The following is a 14,840-nucleotide window of genomic DNA, read 5'->3' as shown; positions in this document are numbered from 1 at the left end:
CAGTGGGCGCGAAGCAAGGGACTACGGGGTCGCGGGGCAACGCCACCGGAACAGGTTCGGGATCGCAGCGGACAAGAGGAGGCAGCGGTCGGCGAGAAGTCGGAACGGACGGACAGGGGGCGCCGGGCGGGCGGACCGGCTAGGTCGGCGGAGCGTCAGGCCGGAAAGTCATCGGCCTGCACCGGCCTTCGCCAGGGCTGGAGATGACTGGCGAGCACCTCGCGCGTCCGGGGGAAGTCGGACGGGCGCAGCAGTCCCACCGCGGCCGGCCGGCGGCCCGGCTGCCAGGTGAAACTCCCGAAGGCGTGGTCCCAGATCGAGAGGTCGGACCCGTAGTGCCCGGCCTCCGCCAGATCGACGCTGTGGTGCAGCCGGTGTTGCTCCGGGCCGGCGAAGACGTGGTTGAGCGCACCGATCCGGACATCGACGTTCGCGTGCACGAAATAGCCCTGAGCGACCACGAACAGGCCCACCACGAACACCGATTCGGCCGAGAACCCCGCCAACGCGAGCGAGAGCTGCACGGCGCCCTGGGTGAGCACCACGTCGACGATGTGGTTGACCCCGTTGTTGGCGACGTTGACCTTGTCGGGCACGTGGTGCACCCCGTGCAGGCGCCAGAGCCAGCGATTGGTGTGGCTCCAGCGGTGCATCAGGTAGTTGGCCAGCGAGCCGAGCAGCAGCGCCGCCGGGATCTCCACCCAGAGCGGCAGCACCGGATGCGGCGGCGCCGCCCACCCGACCATGGCCGACACCGGCACCTGCGCCAGTGCCCCACCGATCATCGTCAGCACGAAATAGGCGCCGTACCAGCCCCACTCGCCGACGCTCGGCCGCCATTCCGGTTCGTAGGGGATCAGCCATTCCAGCACCGTCAGATAGCCGATCGTGCCGAGCAGGAAGAACTGGCTCACCCGCCCGAGGTCCCAGCGCCAACGCAGGGCCGCGACCGCTATCGACATGACTGTGACCAGCAGGAACGGGTAGGCGACGTGACGCAGCGCGGAGCGCAACCGCTCACCCATGGCTACCCCCTTCGCGAGCCAGCTCGAACGATCACCGAAAGCATTCGTTCTGATACTAACGGTGCACGGAAGGGGATGCGAGGCATTTTTGGAAAGAATCACAAGCGCCGCAATTTGTCAGATAATAGATGGCCAAACGATTCTTCCGCCCGTCATAAAGATCCCGGAAATGCGAACCGCCCGCCCCTCCGGAGAAGGACGGGCGGGCGGACGATCAGCGGCCCACGGCCCCGGTCAACCGAGCCGGGCCGGAAGGTGCCGACCGGCGGCGAATCCGCTGATCGCCGAGATCACCGACAGCGCGTGGTCGTCGAGGAAGAAGTGCCCGCCCGAGAAGGTCCGCACCGAGCAGCCCGCCGTGGTGTGCTCGGCCCACGCCTCCGCCTCCGCCGCGGTGACCTGCGGATCCGCGTCCCCGGTCAGCACCAGGACGGGCTGCCCGATGCGGTCCCGGCCGGGCCGGCTGCGGTACGTCTCGGCGGCCTTGTAGTCGCTGCGGACCGACGGCAGCACCATCGCCAGGAACTCCGGATCCCGCAGCATCAACGGATCCGTCCCGCTCAACCGCTCCAGGGACCGGATCAGCGCCCGGTCGTCCGACCGGTGCACGTCCTGCGCCGTGTCCCGCGGCCGGGACGGCGCCCGCCGCCCGGAGACCACCACCCCCTGCAACGCCATCCCGGCCCGCTCCATCCGGACCGCCACCTCGAACGCCACCGACGCCCCGAGGCTGTGCCCGAACAGCGTGAACGGCCGGTCCGCCCACACCAGCAACTCCCGCACCACGTGGTCCGCGAGCGCGTGCACGTCCTCGACACAGGCCTCCCCGGCCCGGTCCTGCCGCCCCGGGTACTGCACCGCGAGCACGTCCACCGAGGTGGGCATCGCCCGCGCCACCGGCAGGAAGTACCCCGCCGACCCCCCGGCGTGCGGAAAGCAGACCAACTGCGCCGGCGCGGCGGGCGCCGGCTGGAACCGCCGGATCCAGAGACTGCTCCGCTCCGGCGCTGCTGCGTACCGTGGCATTCCCATCCCCTCCCCCTCCCCGGGGCCACCCACGACGGCCCACCCTGGCTGCCATTCAAGCCCCGCCGCCCCACCACGACCAGATGCCCGTCCCCCCTCTCGCACCCCCACCCCACCCCTACCCACCCCCTACGCCAAGGGCCCGGCCGCTCCAAGCGACCGGGCCCCGCACCACAAGGTTCAACTCATGGAATCCGAACCCCCGGCCCGGCAGGCACCCGCCGACACCTCCGGACCGAGACCCGGGACCGCACCACACCGGATCGCGGACATCCGCCAACGCGAAGGGCATCCGCCGACGCAAAAGCCCCAGGTCACGGCCAGTGAGTCCTGGGGCTTCTACAGAGCCGCCTACGGGATTCGAACCCATGACCTACGCATTACGAGGGCCCGCAAGATCATCCCGGCTGGCGCCGAACGGACCTCGGCGTAACCGCGCTCGACACCAGCACCAACTACCTCCGCTTCCGTTCGCACGAGGCTCTGGCACGGGTCGCCGGCGACCTGCTGCCGAAGGTCCATCTCTCCACCAAGGTGGGCTACTTCCCGGGCATCAGCGGGGCCGAACACTCCCTCGCCCCCGAACGACTGCACAGCTCGGTGGAGGAAGCGGCCCATGCCCTCGGGCGGGAGCCGGACCTGGTGTTCCTGCACAACCCGGAACACTCGCTCACGCCGGGCGCTGACCGGCCGCGCGAGGCCCTGGCCGAGGCGTGCACAGCCCTAGCCAGTGCGACATCACGCGGGCTGTGCGGCGCGTGGGGCATCGCGACCTGGAACCCTACGGCGCTGCCGCCTCTGGTCGACGCATCCGCGCCGACCCCCTCCACGCTCATGGTGCGGGCTGGCTTGCTGGTGGGCGCCGGAACACTCGATGCCGCCGAGGCCCTGATGGAAGCGTGGGGCCGGGGCACGGGCGCGATGTGGGGGATGAGTCCTTTCGGCGGCAGCACCAAGGCACCGGTGTGGGCTCGGGCCGACGCCCGCGTCTTCCTCCGCGACGGCAGCGGCTACTCCCGTGCACAAGCGGCCTTCCGGATGGCCTACCAACTGCCGAACGTCAGCGCCGTAGCCGTCGGTACGGACGAACCCGCGCACCTCGGAGAACTCGTCGGTGCCCTGGCCGCCGTGCCCGACGAACAAACGGTCGCCGAGTACCGCACGCTGCTCCGTGGCCGCCCGCCCACTCAGTCCGTCTGAAGGTCTTGGACGATCTGTTCCGCCATCTGCCGTGCAGGCCCCAGCCGGGGGTCCTGCGGGTGAGCGCCCGGGCCAAGAATCTTCGAGCACACGAAGAGCGTCATCAACTTGCCGTCCCGGCTCGCGAAGTCTGCGCGCCGCTCCCGCAGCACGCGCTCTGCCAGAGCCGGGACGACGAGCGAACTCGCCCACAACGATGCAGAATCCAACCCACGCGGCGCGCTCCCCCGGTCCTCCCAGTCGAAGAGACAGAACGTCGGCGCGCTCATGTTGGCCCAGTTCAGGTCCGCGTGAGCAGGCACCCACTGCTCGACTGTGGTGTCGAGGGAGCTGGGAAACACGGTGTGGATGGCCTCGGCGACGAGAGTCTGCGGATGGTCTCGGTGTCCGGTGTGGCCACGCGGCTCGTCCGCTGTACGGCGAGAGCGTCCAGCGAGGAGCTGAACGCACACCACCATTCGTCCGGGAGTTCGGGGTCTTCGCTCAGCACGGCGGCACCGATGGGGTCACCGGGCAGGAGCCCTGTCTCGTCAGCCCGCCACATGACGGGCTCATCTGCGTCCCGCCACACTACGCACGCCTGCCATTCGGGCTGCGCCACGCCCTTCAGACGAGCGGCGCACTCAGTGCCGTTCCACCCCTGATCGCCGATCCTGTCCACGAGGCGCCGCTCAACCCGAACCCAAGTGTCACGGCCACTTCGTGCACCAACGGAACGACGCTTGCGCACCACTGTGTCCCGGTCGAGCTGTGTGCGGAGTGATCGCTCGACCTGATCAAGAATCTCGTCTACCGGCTGCAATCGCAGATTGACAGCCTGACCGGCGGGAGCCGAGAGCGTCACAGAGCGACGGTAGCAGCGTGGGATACGCCATGATGGTCCCCTTCGCACCGCCACTCGTAGTCGCGGTCAATCACCTTGAGCGGCGTGCCGGACTGAGGCCAGAGCCAAGAACTCCGGCAAGGCTGAGGGCCGCAAGCCGACGGACCAGGCGAAAGCCCAGGCCAAGGCGGACACGACGGCCAAGCGCCGGGCGCCCAGGAAGCAGGTCCCGAGCGGCTCCGCTCACGCGTCGCTCACGCAAGCGATCTCGTAGCGCGTCGCTGACGGCCGCCCGCATGCCCGACAACAGCAAAAGCCCCAGGTCACGGCGAGTGAGTCCTGGGGCTTCTACAGAGCCGCCTATGGGATTCGAACCCATGACCTACGCATTACGAGCACGCTCGGTTACGTGCCCACCAGTCCCAGTGAGCGGCCCGCAATCCCAGTTTGGCCTGATCACGGTGCCTCTAAGCGTGCCAGTGAGTCCCAGGCGGTGCCACCCGTCCCATGGGTGCCCGAACGTCCCGGGCACTTTACGGGCACCCCTGGCCCGATGAGAGTCACACACTCCAGCTACGACGAGGCCGGACTACCATTGTCACTCTCCGCGACTATCTCCGACAACACGCTGACCCCGCCATAAGGACCATCCCCCACATAAGCTCTACGGGCGAATGCGCACCTCCAGGCCCGGGCCGGCTGCTCCGCCGGCTGAAGTCGTACCTTCCGTTGGCCGAGGACGTGGCCGTCATGAAGGGCTCGATATCCCACACCTGCCGCTGCCGGAACCCGCGAACCGGCAGCCCCTACCAAGCCGCCTCGCCATGCCCGAAGCTGCGCAGCCCGAAGCACGGCCAGTGGTCGGTACGACAGGAACTCGGCGCGGACGCCAACGGCAGGCGCCGCCAGTTCCGACGCACCGGGTTCACCAACGCGCAAGGTGCCCGGAAGGAACTGCTCCTCGTTCAGGCACTGCTCGCATCCGCGGACGAAGACGACCCGAAGGACCGTCGGCGCATCAGCGACATGATCATGCTCTGCGCCAAGGAGCGGTCCGCCCTCCCCGACGTCGAGACCACGTCCCGCCTTCTCAAGGCCGGCCACAGCCTGACCACCCGGACAACGGTCAGCGAATGGCTGGACACCTGGCTCAAGGGCAAGAAGGCGCTGCGGGCGACCGGAGCCGCACGCTACGAAGTGGACATCCGCTGTCATCTCCGGCCACACATCGGTCAGATCCGCCTCGACCGACTGCGCGTGGATCACCTTGATGCGATGTTCGAGGAGATCGCGGCAACCAACGTCGAGATCCTCGAAGAGAACTACCAGCGGCGGCAGGCCCTGGAGGATCTCCGGCCGATTCGCGGGCGGGCCCCAAGGTGCACCGCACGTGCGGTCATCGCCGCGATGCCGCCCTTCCGCCGCGTCACCGGACTGGCCACCCAGCACCACATCAAGGCCACACTGCGAGCCGCGCTCAACACGGCCATCGCCCGGCAGTTGATCATGTTCAACCCCGCCGCATACGTCGAACTGGAGACCGCGCCGAAGCCGACGGCCCTGGTGTGGACCGCGGCCCGCATCGCCGAGTGGAAGCGCTCCGGCAAGAAGCCCTCGCCAGTCATGGTCTGGACACCCACCCAGACCGGTCTCTTTCTCGACCACGTCGCCGAGCACCGGCTCTACGCCCTGTGGCACCTGTACTGCTTCCGCGGCCCCCGCCGCGGAGAAGGTATCGGCGCCCGGTGGATCGACTTCGACAAGGACAGCGAATCCCTCGCCGTACAGACCCAACTCGTCCAGCTCGGCTGGGACATCCTCGAAGGCGAACCGAAGACCGCGGGCAGCACCCGCCTCCTCGCGCTGGACCACTGCACCACCGATGCCCTGATCCTCCACGAGAAGTGCCAGAAGAAGGAACGGCTCACCTTCGGCCCCGGCTGGGCCGACACCGGCCGGATCTTCGTGGAGCCGGACGGGACCTGGCTGCACCCCGCCAAGATCAGCGACCTGTTCGCCCACCTGATCGAAGAGGCCGAGCTACCCCCGATCCGGCTCCACGACCTACGCCACCTCGCGGCAACCCTCGCGCGGGCCGCCGGCATCGCCGACCGCATCGTCTCGGAAATGCTCGGCCACAGCAGCACCTCCCCCATCACCCGCGACACCTATCAGTCGGTGCTGGACAACATCGCCCACGAGGCCGCCGAAGCCGTGGTGAAGCTGGTCCCCCGCAATACCGTCCACCCTCGCACCGACACCAGCGACTTATCACGGCCACTCGGCGCACGGCCGGAACCGGGAGCACGGCCGGCGGCCCAGTGTCCGGCACCGCTGCGGCACCCGGCCTCTCTGATCTCGTCGGACCCATGACCCCACCCGCACCACGGGGCACGCCCGGCAGCCCTGGTTGTCCGGCGCGCGCCGATGCTCACTCGCCGTACGCGCCGGGAGCAGCGCCGTGCCTGGCCGACCGTTCCCGGCGGAAGCGCGAGACGGTCGCCACCACCATCAGTAGTGCGACGGTGCGGACGCCCCAGCCCAAGGCGACATGCCCACCCGACCGAAACTCCTGTTCATAGGCTGCTTCGTGCGCTCCTGCAACGGTCCACGGGAACAGCCAGCCCATGACCACGAACAACGTGGTGAAGACGACGAGTGCTCCAGTCCCCAGTCGCTGAGGCCCGGCTGCCGGTGGTGTCGGCCGCATACGTCGCCGGCTGGAGCTGCGGACGCGGGTGGAGACGGAGACCGGGCCGATTCCCGTCGATACGCGGGAGCGGCCCGCGCCGACGTGGACACGGCCGATCCTCGGCCCTGCGGACAGCCGTATCCCCCTGCTGGAAACGCGTACCTTCAGACCCGGTACGCCGATTCTGATGCCCATGGACCCCCCTTGTCGTGGTGCCCGATCATGGCACGCACGCCGCCAGGTTCTGAACGGTAGGAGACGAGCTCCCCCGGCGGAGCCGCCCCGCGCGCCCGGCCCGAGCCGGTCAGGCGATCAGGCGATCAAGTCGAAGATCGTCTCGGTCTTCGTCGTGTTGGTCCGGGCTCGCAGATAAGCGTTCAGGTTCGCGTCGAGGCTCAGGTCGGACGGGATGACGACCTCGACGGAGAAGGCCCCGTCGGCGTCGGACTTCGTGTCGCGCAGGTCCCGCAGCCTGTAGTCCTCGCCGAGATCGCCCTTGATGACGAAAGACACCCGGACGACCTCACCGGGCGGGAAGCTGTGGCCCGTGAGTACGGTCTTCGTCCCGCCGCGACCGCCGTCCGGGGAGGCGGTGAGAGCCCGGGCAATCGTGGACGTCGGGCTGCCGCCGGCCATCCCACTGGGCAGCGGATTCACTGACGGCCCCGTGGCCGCACCGCCGGCCGCCGCCGAGGCTCCGGTGGGAGCAGGGCCTGCCACAGTGACGGTCGGGCCGGGAACCGTGACGGTGATAGTCGGCTGTGGCGCAGCGGTGTTGTTCACCTGGGCCTGGGTGAAGAAGCCGCCGGCGAATCCGGCTCCGAGGGTGACCACCCCGACGGCGGCGGTGACCACCGCGCTCCAGCCCTGGAGGTCGATCCGGCGGCGCTGTGCCGAGGTGGCCGTGAGTGACGGTGGGGCGGGAGGCTGCGGCGGAATCCCGCCAGGTGCGGGCGGAGGCGTGGACGGGCGACTGGGCATGGACGCGGTCACAGAGTTCCCCTCGTTCTGCGGCCCGCACGGGCCCAAGATCGGCGAACTCTTGGCTACCACAGGGCGGCGCTTCGTGTCGCGGCCGTTCGCTGTCCTGCCGCGTGCTCGTAGCGGTGTCCTTTGCCAAGAGGCGAGTGTGTGGTGCGACGGCCGGATGACGATCTTCTGGAGGCGGTTTCGTGCTATTTGCCACATAGTGTTGGTATATGCGTTGAGTGGGCTGCCGTTCCTGCGCTGGCGCGGTGTGCGAGGAGGAGGTCGTGCCGTGTCCGACAGTGCTGAAGCGGTCCATGCGCGGCTGGCCGAGCTAGCCGCGCCTACAGCTCACAGCCGGATCATCGATCTTGGTTGCGGTTCCGGCCCGACGCTCCTAGCGCTGAGCCGCCTTGCTCCTGATGCCACGCTGATCGGGGTCGACAGGTCGGCCTCGTTCCTGGGGCAGGCGCAGGAGACGCTTCAGGGGCACCCTGGCCCCGTGGTGACGCTTGCTGCGGACCTGCGTTCGCCGATTCCGTGCGGCGATGAGAGTGCGGACGTCGTCCTTTCGTATAACACCGTCGAGTGCCTGCCCGACCCGCAGCAGATGCTGGCCGAAGTCACGCGGGTCCTTCGGCCTGGCGGACGCGCGATCATGGCGCACGTCGACTTCGACTCCCTGGTGATCGCCGGCGCGGGCGCCGACCTGGACCGACGGGTCTGCCACGCTTTCGCGGACGATGCGCAAAGTTGGATGGATCACGCGGACGGCCGGGTCGGCCGCAAGCTCGGGCTGCTGCTGGCGCGGAGTCCGCTGAGGCTGGTGAGCGTGGAACCGCTGCTGACGTGGTCGACCCGTCTTGAGGGGCACGCGCAGGACAGGGTCGGCCAGATCAGGAAGGCATTGCTGTCCGCTGTCAGGCACGATCGAGGTTCGGTCGGCGCGGCCGAGATCGAGGAGTGGCACGCGGCGGTGTGGGAGGCCGATCGTCTGGGTGGCTTCTTCTTCTCCGAGCTGGCTTTCATCGCGGTTGCCGAGCGTCCCGGCAAGGAGATGTCGAGCGGTGGGGGCGCTCGAGCTGCCCGCGGTGGTATCGCGTCCGGGCATGACGGCAGCTGGGCATCGGGCCGATCCGCTGCCGCTTGACGGCCCGCTACTGTTCGGCGCCTGCGTGCAGAACGCTGTCGGCGTAGGAGTGGAGGGCGCTTGCGCAGACGCTGAACGCTGCCGTGGTGTCGAGGGTGAGCGCCGGATGCTCGGGGTCGGTCCAGGAGAGCTCGGGTGCATCGGGTGCGGGGTTGGCCCGGTAGGCGGGTGAGGGCCGGAGGGCGTCGCGGGCATGGCGAAGGTCCTCGGGTGCGCGGACGTGGATGAGGTGGAGCCGTTCGCCGAGCAGCTCGGTGGCGAGCCGGCGCTCTGCGGGGGTGGAGGTCACGAGGGTGACGATGCCGATCCGGTGCTGGCCGGCGGCGTGCGCGAGTGCCTGGATGGTGGCGATGCGGTCCTCCTGGGACCATCCGAGGCCGCGGAGTACGCCGGTGGCGCGCTGCTCGTCCGCGTCGTACAGCCCGCAGTCCTCGCCGTGTTCGGACTGGAGGTGGGCGAGGAGGCTTCGGGCGAGGGTGGTCTTGCCGGAGGCCGGCAGGCCGAGGAGCCAGAAGACCGGGGACGCTGGTGGACGGTTCACGGGGCGTAGCCCCACTTCTCGCACCAGGAGCTGAGGAGCGGCGGTATGTCCGCGTCCTGCGGGGGCGGGGTGGCGGACTGGATCTGTCCGGAGGCGATCTGGGGTGACCAGTCGCCGATGCCGTAGACGAAGGGGCCGTGGTCGTGGCGGCCGTAGTCGAGCATGGCCGGCTTCCAGGGGATGCCGATGTACTCGCACAGGGCCTTGCAGGTGGCTTCCGGGTCGGCGGTCAGCTGCTCGTACGTGACGCTGACGGAGGTGGGCAGGTTGGCGGCGGCGTCGTCGAGGGCGGAGGCGAACTTGTCGACGGTGACGGCCGCTTCGGCGAGGTCGGTGGCGTCGCCGGCGCGGCGGATGGAGTCGGCGATGGCCACCGGGTGGCGGCGCAGGACGATGTAGCGGGCGTCCGGCCAGCATTCGGTGATCCGCTGCCAGATGAACACGTTGCCGGGGGACTTCTCGACGAGCACGCTCTTGCTCGCCTGGGTAAGTTGGCGGTGCAGGAGCCGGTCCCACAGCAGGTGTTCGAGGTCCTGGCGGCCGATGCAGAGGGTGCTCGTGGCGAGTTGGGTGAACTCGTCGGCGACGGTGACGTTGAGGCCGCCGAGGTGGAGTTCGTGCGGGGCGTGCACGTCGGGATGGGAGTCGAGCAGGCAGCGCAGCAGGGTCGATCCGGAGCGGATCGGGGACAGGATGAAGACCGGCGAGGGGACGAGGCGCTGTTCAGGCACGGAACTCCTCCTTCACCTGCTGCTCGCGTTCCGCGAGAATGCGCAGGCGGGTCGTGAGGTCGCGGCGGTAGTGGGCGGAGCCGGGCTGGGTCTTCTCGTCGCAGTGGAAGATCCGCAGCGGGAGCTGGTGGAGGTAGCCGATGCCGGGCCCGGTGGGTTGGGCGAAGGTGTGGGAGAGCCAGTCCTCGTAGTTCATCCAGCTCTGGCCGTCGTCGTGGAACCGGTCGCCGGGGATGCCGCCAGCGGCGGCCATGACGGGCCGCGCTCGGTGGGTGTCGTAGATCAGGAAGTGGGAGGAGACCCGGTTGACCGAGCGGGCCTTGGCGCTGAGGGCGGGGCCGGCGTCTTCGAGTTGCCACTGCCAGCAGTCGTGGTCGTCGATGCGCTGGGCGAGGGCGAGCTGGGGGCAGTTGTCGAAGGTGTCGGCGATGTCGGCGAGGACGTCGGCGGTGTTCGGGTCGCGGAAGGCGACGACGTCGCCTTCGATGGTGATCAGGAAGCGGCTCTTGTCGGTGACGAAGTGGGTGTGGATGTTGTTGGCCTGGTCGCCGGAGGCCCGGTGGCGGGTGCGCCAGCGCAGGCGCACTTCGTCGAATCCCCAGGTGGTGTGTGCGAGTTCGGTGATCTCGTCGATCGGGGCGCTCTCGGCGCCGTCCACGACGAGGACCAGGTCGTAGGGGTGGCGGGTGCCCCGGCACAGGGCGTCCAGGGTGGTGGGGATGGTGCGGCGCAGGAGTTCGACATCGCTGTGGACGAGGTAGGCGATGGTGAAAGCGGGCGGGTAGGCCACTGGGGTCACCACCCTGCCGGTCCGGTCACGTCCGCCGCAGCGGCACCGTCGGGCGGGGCCGCAGTGGTGAGCAGGGCGCGGGCGTCGGTCAGCATGGCGGCGGTGAGTTCCTGGGCGTGGTCGTGGATGGCCTGTTCGATGCCGTGCTCGATGTCGTCGGGGATGTGGGGGTGGCCGACGCACATGCCCATGACCTGGTACTTGACGGTGGCGCCGAGGCCGATGCGGTCGGCGAGGTCCTGGAGTGCGAAGAGGTCGAAGACGACGGTGCCGCTGCGGTAGAGGCGGTCGGCGAAGGTCGCGGTGTAGCGGGAGACGAGCGTCCGCACGGACTCGTGGAGTTCGGGCCGGCTGTACGCCTCCTCGACGGCGTGGGCGACTTCGTCGGGCAGGAAGACGAACGCGCATCGGTAGAAGTCGGAGGTGCCGAGCATGCGGAAGCAGCCGGTGCGTTCCAACAGGTCGACCATCTGCTGGTAGGTGGCATGACGGTCGTCGACGAGCCGGCCGATGCCGTCGGTGCCCTGGTGCTTCATCAGGGCCCAGAGCTTGAGGGATTCGAAGCCGCGGGAGCCGTAGAACGGGGTGATCAGTCCGAGGTCGAGGCAGTCGGGGTCGTCGGCTCGGTCGGGGTAGCGGGCGAAGCTGCCGAGCGAGTTCGGGTCGCGGAAGAGCGCGTAGCTGGAGGGGTAGGAGACGAACAGGCCCTTGTGCGGGTCGAGGGCGACCGAGTCGGCGCGTTCGATGTCGGCCAGCTGGCCCTTGAGCTTCTCGGAGAACAGCAGGCTTCCGCCGTGGCAGGCGTCGACGTGGAACCAGACGCCGAACTGCTCGCAGAGGTCGGCGAGTTGCTGGAGGTCGTCGATGCCGGTGGTGCGGCAGTTCCCGGCGACTCCGACGACCATGAATATCCGCTTGCCGGGCGGTGGCGAGGCCAGCAGCCGTGCCACCGAGGCGGGGTCGCTGGTGAAGTCGGCGGTGGCATCGGCCCATAGCAGCCCGTCCGAGCCCAGGCCGAGGGCTTGGGCGGCGGCGAGGTAGGAGAAGTGCTCGACCCCGCCGGCGAGGAGGATCACTGGCTGCTCGGGCACGGCGCGCAGGCCGTGCTCGCGGACCTCGGGGTAGGTGTGGGTGAGGGCGGCAGCGATGGCGATGTGGTTGCTCATGTTCCCGCCGGAGGTCCACATTCCCCCGAGCGAGGCGAGGCCTTGGTAGTCGGCCAGTGGTGTGACCGGGTAGCCGATGAGTTCTCGCAGCCAGGTGATCAGCTGGGCTTCGATCACGCTGGCGGCCGGTGCGCTGCGGTCGAAGGCGATCAGGTTCTGGTTGAGGAAGGTGGCGACGATGTCGGCCGCGAGGGCGGCGATGCTGTCGCCGGTGTCCGGGAACGCGAGATAGCGGGGGTCGGCCTGGGAGATCGACCAACTGGCGATCTCCGCCAGGCACTTCAGCAACTCTTCGTCGCCCGTACCCGCGATGGGGATGGGTTCGGCGAAGCGGTCGATGAGTTCGCGAGGCGTCGCGTGCCGCAGGACGAGGCCGTCCCGCAGCTTGCCCGTGGTGAAGTCGAGGCCGAGGTCGAGGGCCCGGCGGAGCAGCGCGCGGCTGTCGTCCGGTGGCCGGTGGCTCAGCAGGGCGGGCGGTTGGGGGTCAGACACGTCCGAACTCCATTCGATACACGCAGCCTTCGCAGGAGGACCAGGCCGGTCCGTGGAGGAAGGAGTCCCGTAGCGACCGGTACGGCTTCGAGGTCCAGATCTCGGCCATCGGCGCCTGGTGGATGTTGCCGAGCACGTTGCCCCGGGAGGACTCCATGTGGACACAGCACGGCGTGACGTCGCCGTCCTTGGTGATGTAGCCGGCGTCCCACGGCCATGGACACACAGCGTTGGCGGCGGCCGGGGAGGTGAGGCGGGAGTAGTCGAAGATCGAGAGCTGGAGGTCTCGCGCTTCGGCCCGTCCGAGACCGGCCTCCAGGTGCGGGACAACGTCACCTGCGGGGAGGGCGAACAGGGACTCGGCGTTGAGGGTCTTGTCCTCGCCCCAGTGGTGCAGGCTCTCCACGCTGACGCGGGTGAGGCCGTGGTCGGCGACGAAGTCGACGATGGCCGGGAACTGCTCCAGGTTCGCCGCAGACAGCGTCACCGCGGCGGACAGCCCGGTCTCCCGTCCCTCGGTCAGGGAGGCCCCTTCGCGCAGGGCAGCGCTCAGTTGGCTGAGGCGAAGCCCCGACCGCATCCGGCCGAGGGTGGCGTCGTCCGCGCCGTCGACGCTGATCGCGATCAGCCCGAGCCCGGCGTCGAGGACGGGTGTGAGGCGTCGGCGCACGAGCAGGCCGTTGGTGTTCGTCGAGGTGAACACGGCTCGGTCGGTGCAGGCTTGGACGTAGGCGGCGAAGGCGCGGACGATCAGTGCTTCTCCCCCGCCGACGAACGAGACGTGGCCAAGGTCGGGCAGCTGGTCGAGGAGCGCGACGAACGCTTCCAGGGACAGGTGTCGGCCACTGCTCTCGTGCACGGCCCGCAGGCAGCCGGCGCAGGCGAGGTTGCACAGGTCGGTGAGTTCCACCTGGAGGTACTGCGGGGCGGGTGTGGGCTGTCCGGGGACGAGGCCGTAGCGGTCGAAGTCGTCCGTGACGAGGAACTTCCGGAAGCGCTCCGGCACGACGACCGCAGACCCGTGTTCGGGTATCACGAGGCCACCACCTTCCGGTAGACGGAGACGATCTCGTCGGTGAAGAGCTCGAACTCCTCCACCCGGCGGGTGAAGGACGGCACCCTGGGTGCCCGGTTCCGGGACGCGGCCTCAAGTGCCCGCATCCACGCAGCTGGATCCCGGTAGTCGTCGACGAGGTGGAGGCCGTGGTCGTCCGCGAGGTGGCGCATGGACGGCACGGCCGATGAGAACACCGGCACCCCCAACGCCCGTGCCTCGTGTGCCACCAGCGGATGGTTCTCCCACCACTGCGAGGGCACCAGCAGTGCCCGGGCGCCGGCCAGCACCGGCCCGACATCGGCACGCGATACCTGCGGGAGCCAGCGCACCCGAGAGTCGGCCGCGGCCAGGGCTCGCACCCGCTCCTCGTACGCCGTGTCGTCCGGCACGGTCGCGATCAGCAGAGAGAGTTCGGTGTCGGCGGCGCGGAAGGCGTCGAGGAGCAGGTACAGCCCCTTCTCCGGCGAGCACCTGCCCAGGAACAGCAGGTACTGCCCAGCCGGTCCTGCCGTGGCGAGCGGCGCCCAGGCGGAGGGCAGCCCGTAGCAGGCCCGGTCGCGGACGACCTTGCCCAGGTCGACGCCCCCGTTCGCCAACTCGGCTGCCTGGTGCGGCGTCTGCGTCCACACGGCCCGCACCCGGCCGTTCAACCAGGCCACGTTCCGTGCCCGCCAGTCGGCCACGTCCCCGAGAGCCTTCGCCGGGGCATTGAGGCATCCGAGGCACTCCCCGGACGCCGCAGTGGCGGTGCACTGCGTGCCGGTGGATCGGACGACGAGCTGATGGTCGGGGCACACCGCGGTGTAGTCGGTCAGCGTCGCGACCACCGGCACCCCGCGCAGGGCCGGCACGTCGAGGAACTCCAGACCGGTGCGGCTGAAGTGCAGCACGTGCACGAGGTCCACCGGGGGCCGCGCCGCGAGGAGCTGCTCGACGTGGCCGGCCTGCTCCGCTTCCTGGGCACGCCACCCGGCCGGGTAGCCGTCGTCGAAGACCGACGGCAGGCCCAGGTACTCGTCGGCGGTGCGCCGGTGCGGCGGTGGAGGTTCGCCTGCGGCGAGCCAACTGACGTGCAGCCCGCGGGCCTTGAGGGCTCGGGTGAGGTCGTCGGCCAGGATCTCCGTCCCGCCGGCGTTGTCGTCGGCGAACCGGTGAGTGGTGAGAAGGATCCGCACGTGTCA

At 69.5% G+C, this 14,840-nt stretch carries 11 protein-coding genes, 1 tRNA gene and 2 pseudogenes; 3 read left to right on the top strand and 11 right to left on the bottom strand.

The window, feature by feature from the left end; translation table 11 throughout:
* Positions 1 to 155: 155 nt before the first annotated feature.
* Both ACZ4UX_RS02030 and ACZ4UX_RS02025 read right to left on the bottom strand, forming a co-directional pair.
* Entirely contained in the window at positions 156 to 1,025 is an 870-nt protein-coding gene (locus ACZ4UX_RS02030) for a sterol desaturase family protein (RefSeq protein WP_465704969.1), read from the bottom strand.
* 234 nt (positions 1,026 to 1,259) lie between these two features.
* On the bottom strand, positions 1,260 to 2,051 hold the full coding sequence (locus ACZ4UX_RS02025; protein WP_465704967.1) for a thioesterase II family protein: 792 nt from the start codon (positions 2,049 to 2,051) through the stop codon (positions 1,260 to 1,262).
* 429 nt (positions 2,052 to 2,480) lie between these two features.
* Here ACZ4UX_RS02025 and ACZ4UX_RS02020 point away from each other — a divergent pair.
* Positions 2,481 to 3,251 (top strand): annotated as a pseudogene (locus ACZ4UX_RS02020) (aldo/keto reductase); the annotation flags it as partial.
* Here the strand turns inward: ACZ4UX_RS02020 and ACZ4UX_RS02015 are convergent.
* Together ACZ4UX_RS02015 and ACZ4UX_RS02010 are read right to left on the bottom strand one after the other, a co-directional pair.
* Positions 3,239 to 4,095: pseudogene (locus tag ACZ4UX_RS02015) on the bottom strand (hypothetical protein). The pseudogenes ACZ4UX_RS02020 and ACZ4UX_RS02015 overlap by 13 nt on opposite strands.
* Before the next feature lie 333 nt (positions 4,096 to 4,428).
* Positions 4,429 to 4,508: transfer RNA gene (locus ACZ4UX_RS02010), tRNA-Thr, on the bottom strand.
* Between the two features lie 316 nt (positions 4,509 to 4,824).
* Here ACZ4UX_RS02010 and ACZ4UX_RS02005 point away from each other — a divergent pair.
* The gene (locus ACZ4UX_RS02005; RefSeq protein WP_465704965.1) at positions 4,825 to 6,447 is read left to right on the top strand and encodes a tyrosine-type recombinase/integrase; all 1,623 of its coding nucleotides are present in this window, start codon (positions 4,825 to 4,827) and stop codon (positions 6,445 to 6,447) included.
* A gap of 631 nt (positions 6,448 to 7,078) precedes the next feature.
* On the opposite strand, the gene ACZ4UX_RS02000 is transcribed toward ACZ4UX_RS02005, so the two are convergent.
* Positions 7,079 to 7,621, bottom strand: coding sequence for a hypothetical protein (locus ACZ4UX_RS02000; protein ID WP_465704963.1), 543 nt, complete (start codon positions 7,619 to 7,621; stop codon positions 7,079 to 7,081).
* Between the two features lie 403 nt (positions 7,622 to 8,024).
* On the opposite strand from ACZ4UX_RS02000, the gene ACZ4UX_RS01995 reads away from it, so the two are divergent.
* Positions 8,025 to 8,882, top strand: a complete 858-nt coding sequence (locus tag ACZ4UX_RS01995; protein ID WP_465704961.1) for a methyltransferase domain-containing protein — start codon at positions 8,025 to 8,027, stop codon at positions 8,880 to 8,882.
* 7 nt (positions 8,883 to 8,889) lie between these two features.
* Here ACZ4UX_RS01995 and ACZ4UX_RS01990 read toward each other — a convergent pair whose 3' ends face one another.
* The 6 genes from ACZ4UX_RS01990 to ACZ4UX_RS01965 are packed head-to-tail and all read right to left on the bottom strand — an operon-like array spanning position 8,890 to position 14,834.
* Complete coding sequence (locus tag ACZ4UX_RS01990) at positions 8,890 to 9,423, bottom strand: adenylyl-sulfate kinase (protein WP_465704959.1); 534 nt, start codon at positions 9,421 to 9,423, stop codon at positions 8,890 to 8,892.
* Positions 9,420 to 10,154, bottom strand: coding sequence for a sulfotransferase family protein (locus tag ACZ4UX_RS01985; RefSeq protein WP_465704957.1), 735 nt, complete (start codon positions 10,152 to 10,154; stop codon positions 9,420 to 9,422). Before ACZ4UX_RS01985 ends, ACZ4UX_RS01990 begins: the two co-directional genes overlap by 4 nt.
* Positions 10,147 to 10,956, bottom strand: a complete 810-nt coding sequence (locus ACZ4UX_RS01980) for a hypothetical protein (RefSeq protein WP_465704955.1) — start codon at positions 10,954 to 10,956, stop codon at positions 10,147 to 10,149. Before ACZ4UX_RS01980 ends, ACZ4UX_RS01985 begins: the two co-directional genes overlap by 8 nt.
* Entirely contained in the window at positions 10,950 to 12,602 is a 1,653-nt protein-coding gene (locus ACZ4UX_RS01975; RefSeq protein ID WP_465704953.1) for a pyridoxal phosphate-dependent decarboxylase family protein, read from the bottom strand. The genes ACZ4UX_RS01980 and ACZ4UX_RS01975 overlap by 7 nt, the downstream gene beginning before the upstream one ends.
* Positions 12,595 to 13,638 (bottom strand): radical SAM/SPASM domain-containing protein, encoded by a 1,044-nt coding sequence (locus tag ACZ4UX_RS01970; RefSeq protein ID WP_465704951.1) that lies wholly within the window; start codon positions 13,636 to 13,638, stop codon positions 12,595 to 12,597. The genes ACZ4UX_RS01975 and ACZ4UX_RS01970 overlap by 8 nt, the downstream gene beginning before the upstream one ends.
* On the bottom strand, positions 13,635 to 14,834 hold the full coding sequence (locus tag ACZ4UX_RS01965) for a glycosyltransferase (RefSeq protein WP_465704949.1): 1,200 nt from the start codon (positions 14,832 to 14,834) through the stop codon (positions 13,635 to 13,637). Before ACZ4UX_RS01965 ends, ACZ4UX_RS01970 begins: the two co-directional genes overlap by 4 nt.
* Positions 14,835 to 14,840: the final 6 nt, after the last annotated feature.

It is taken from the genome of Kitasatospora sp. NPDC028961, assembly GCF_055564815.1.
This window is presented reverse-complemented; position numbering and strand designations above follow the sequence as displayed.

Coding starts and splice junctions, on each gene's coding strand:
- ACZ4UX_RS02030 (WP_465704969.1), bottom strand. CDS start 1,025: ATGGGTGAGCGGTTGCGCTCCGCGCTGCGTCACGTCGCCTACCCGTTC.
- ACZ4UX_RS02025 (WP_465704967.1), bottom strand. CDS start 2,051: ATGCCACGGTACGCAGCAGCGCCGGAGCGGAGCAGTCTCTGGATCCGG.
- ACZ4UX_RS02005 (WP_465704965.1), top strand. CDS start 4,825: ATGAAGGGCTCGATATCCCACACCTGCCGCTGCCGGAACCCGCGAACC.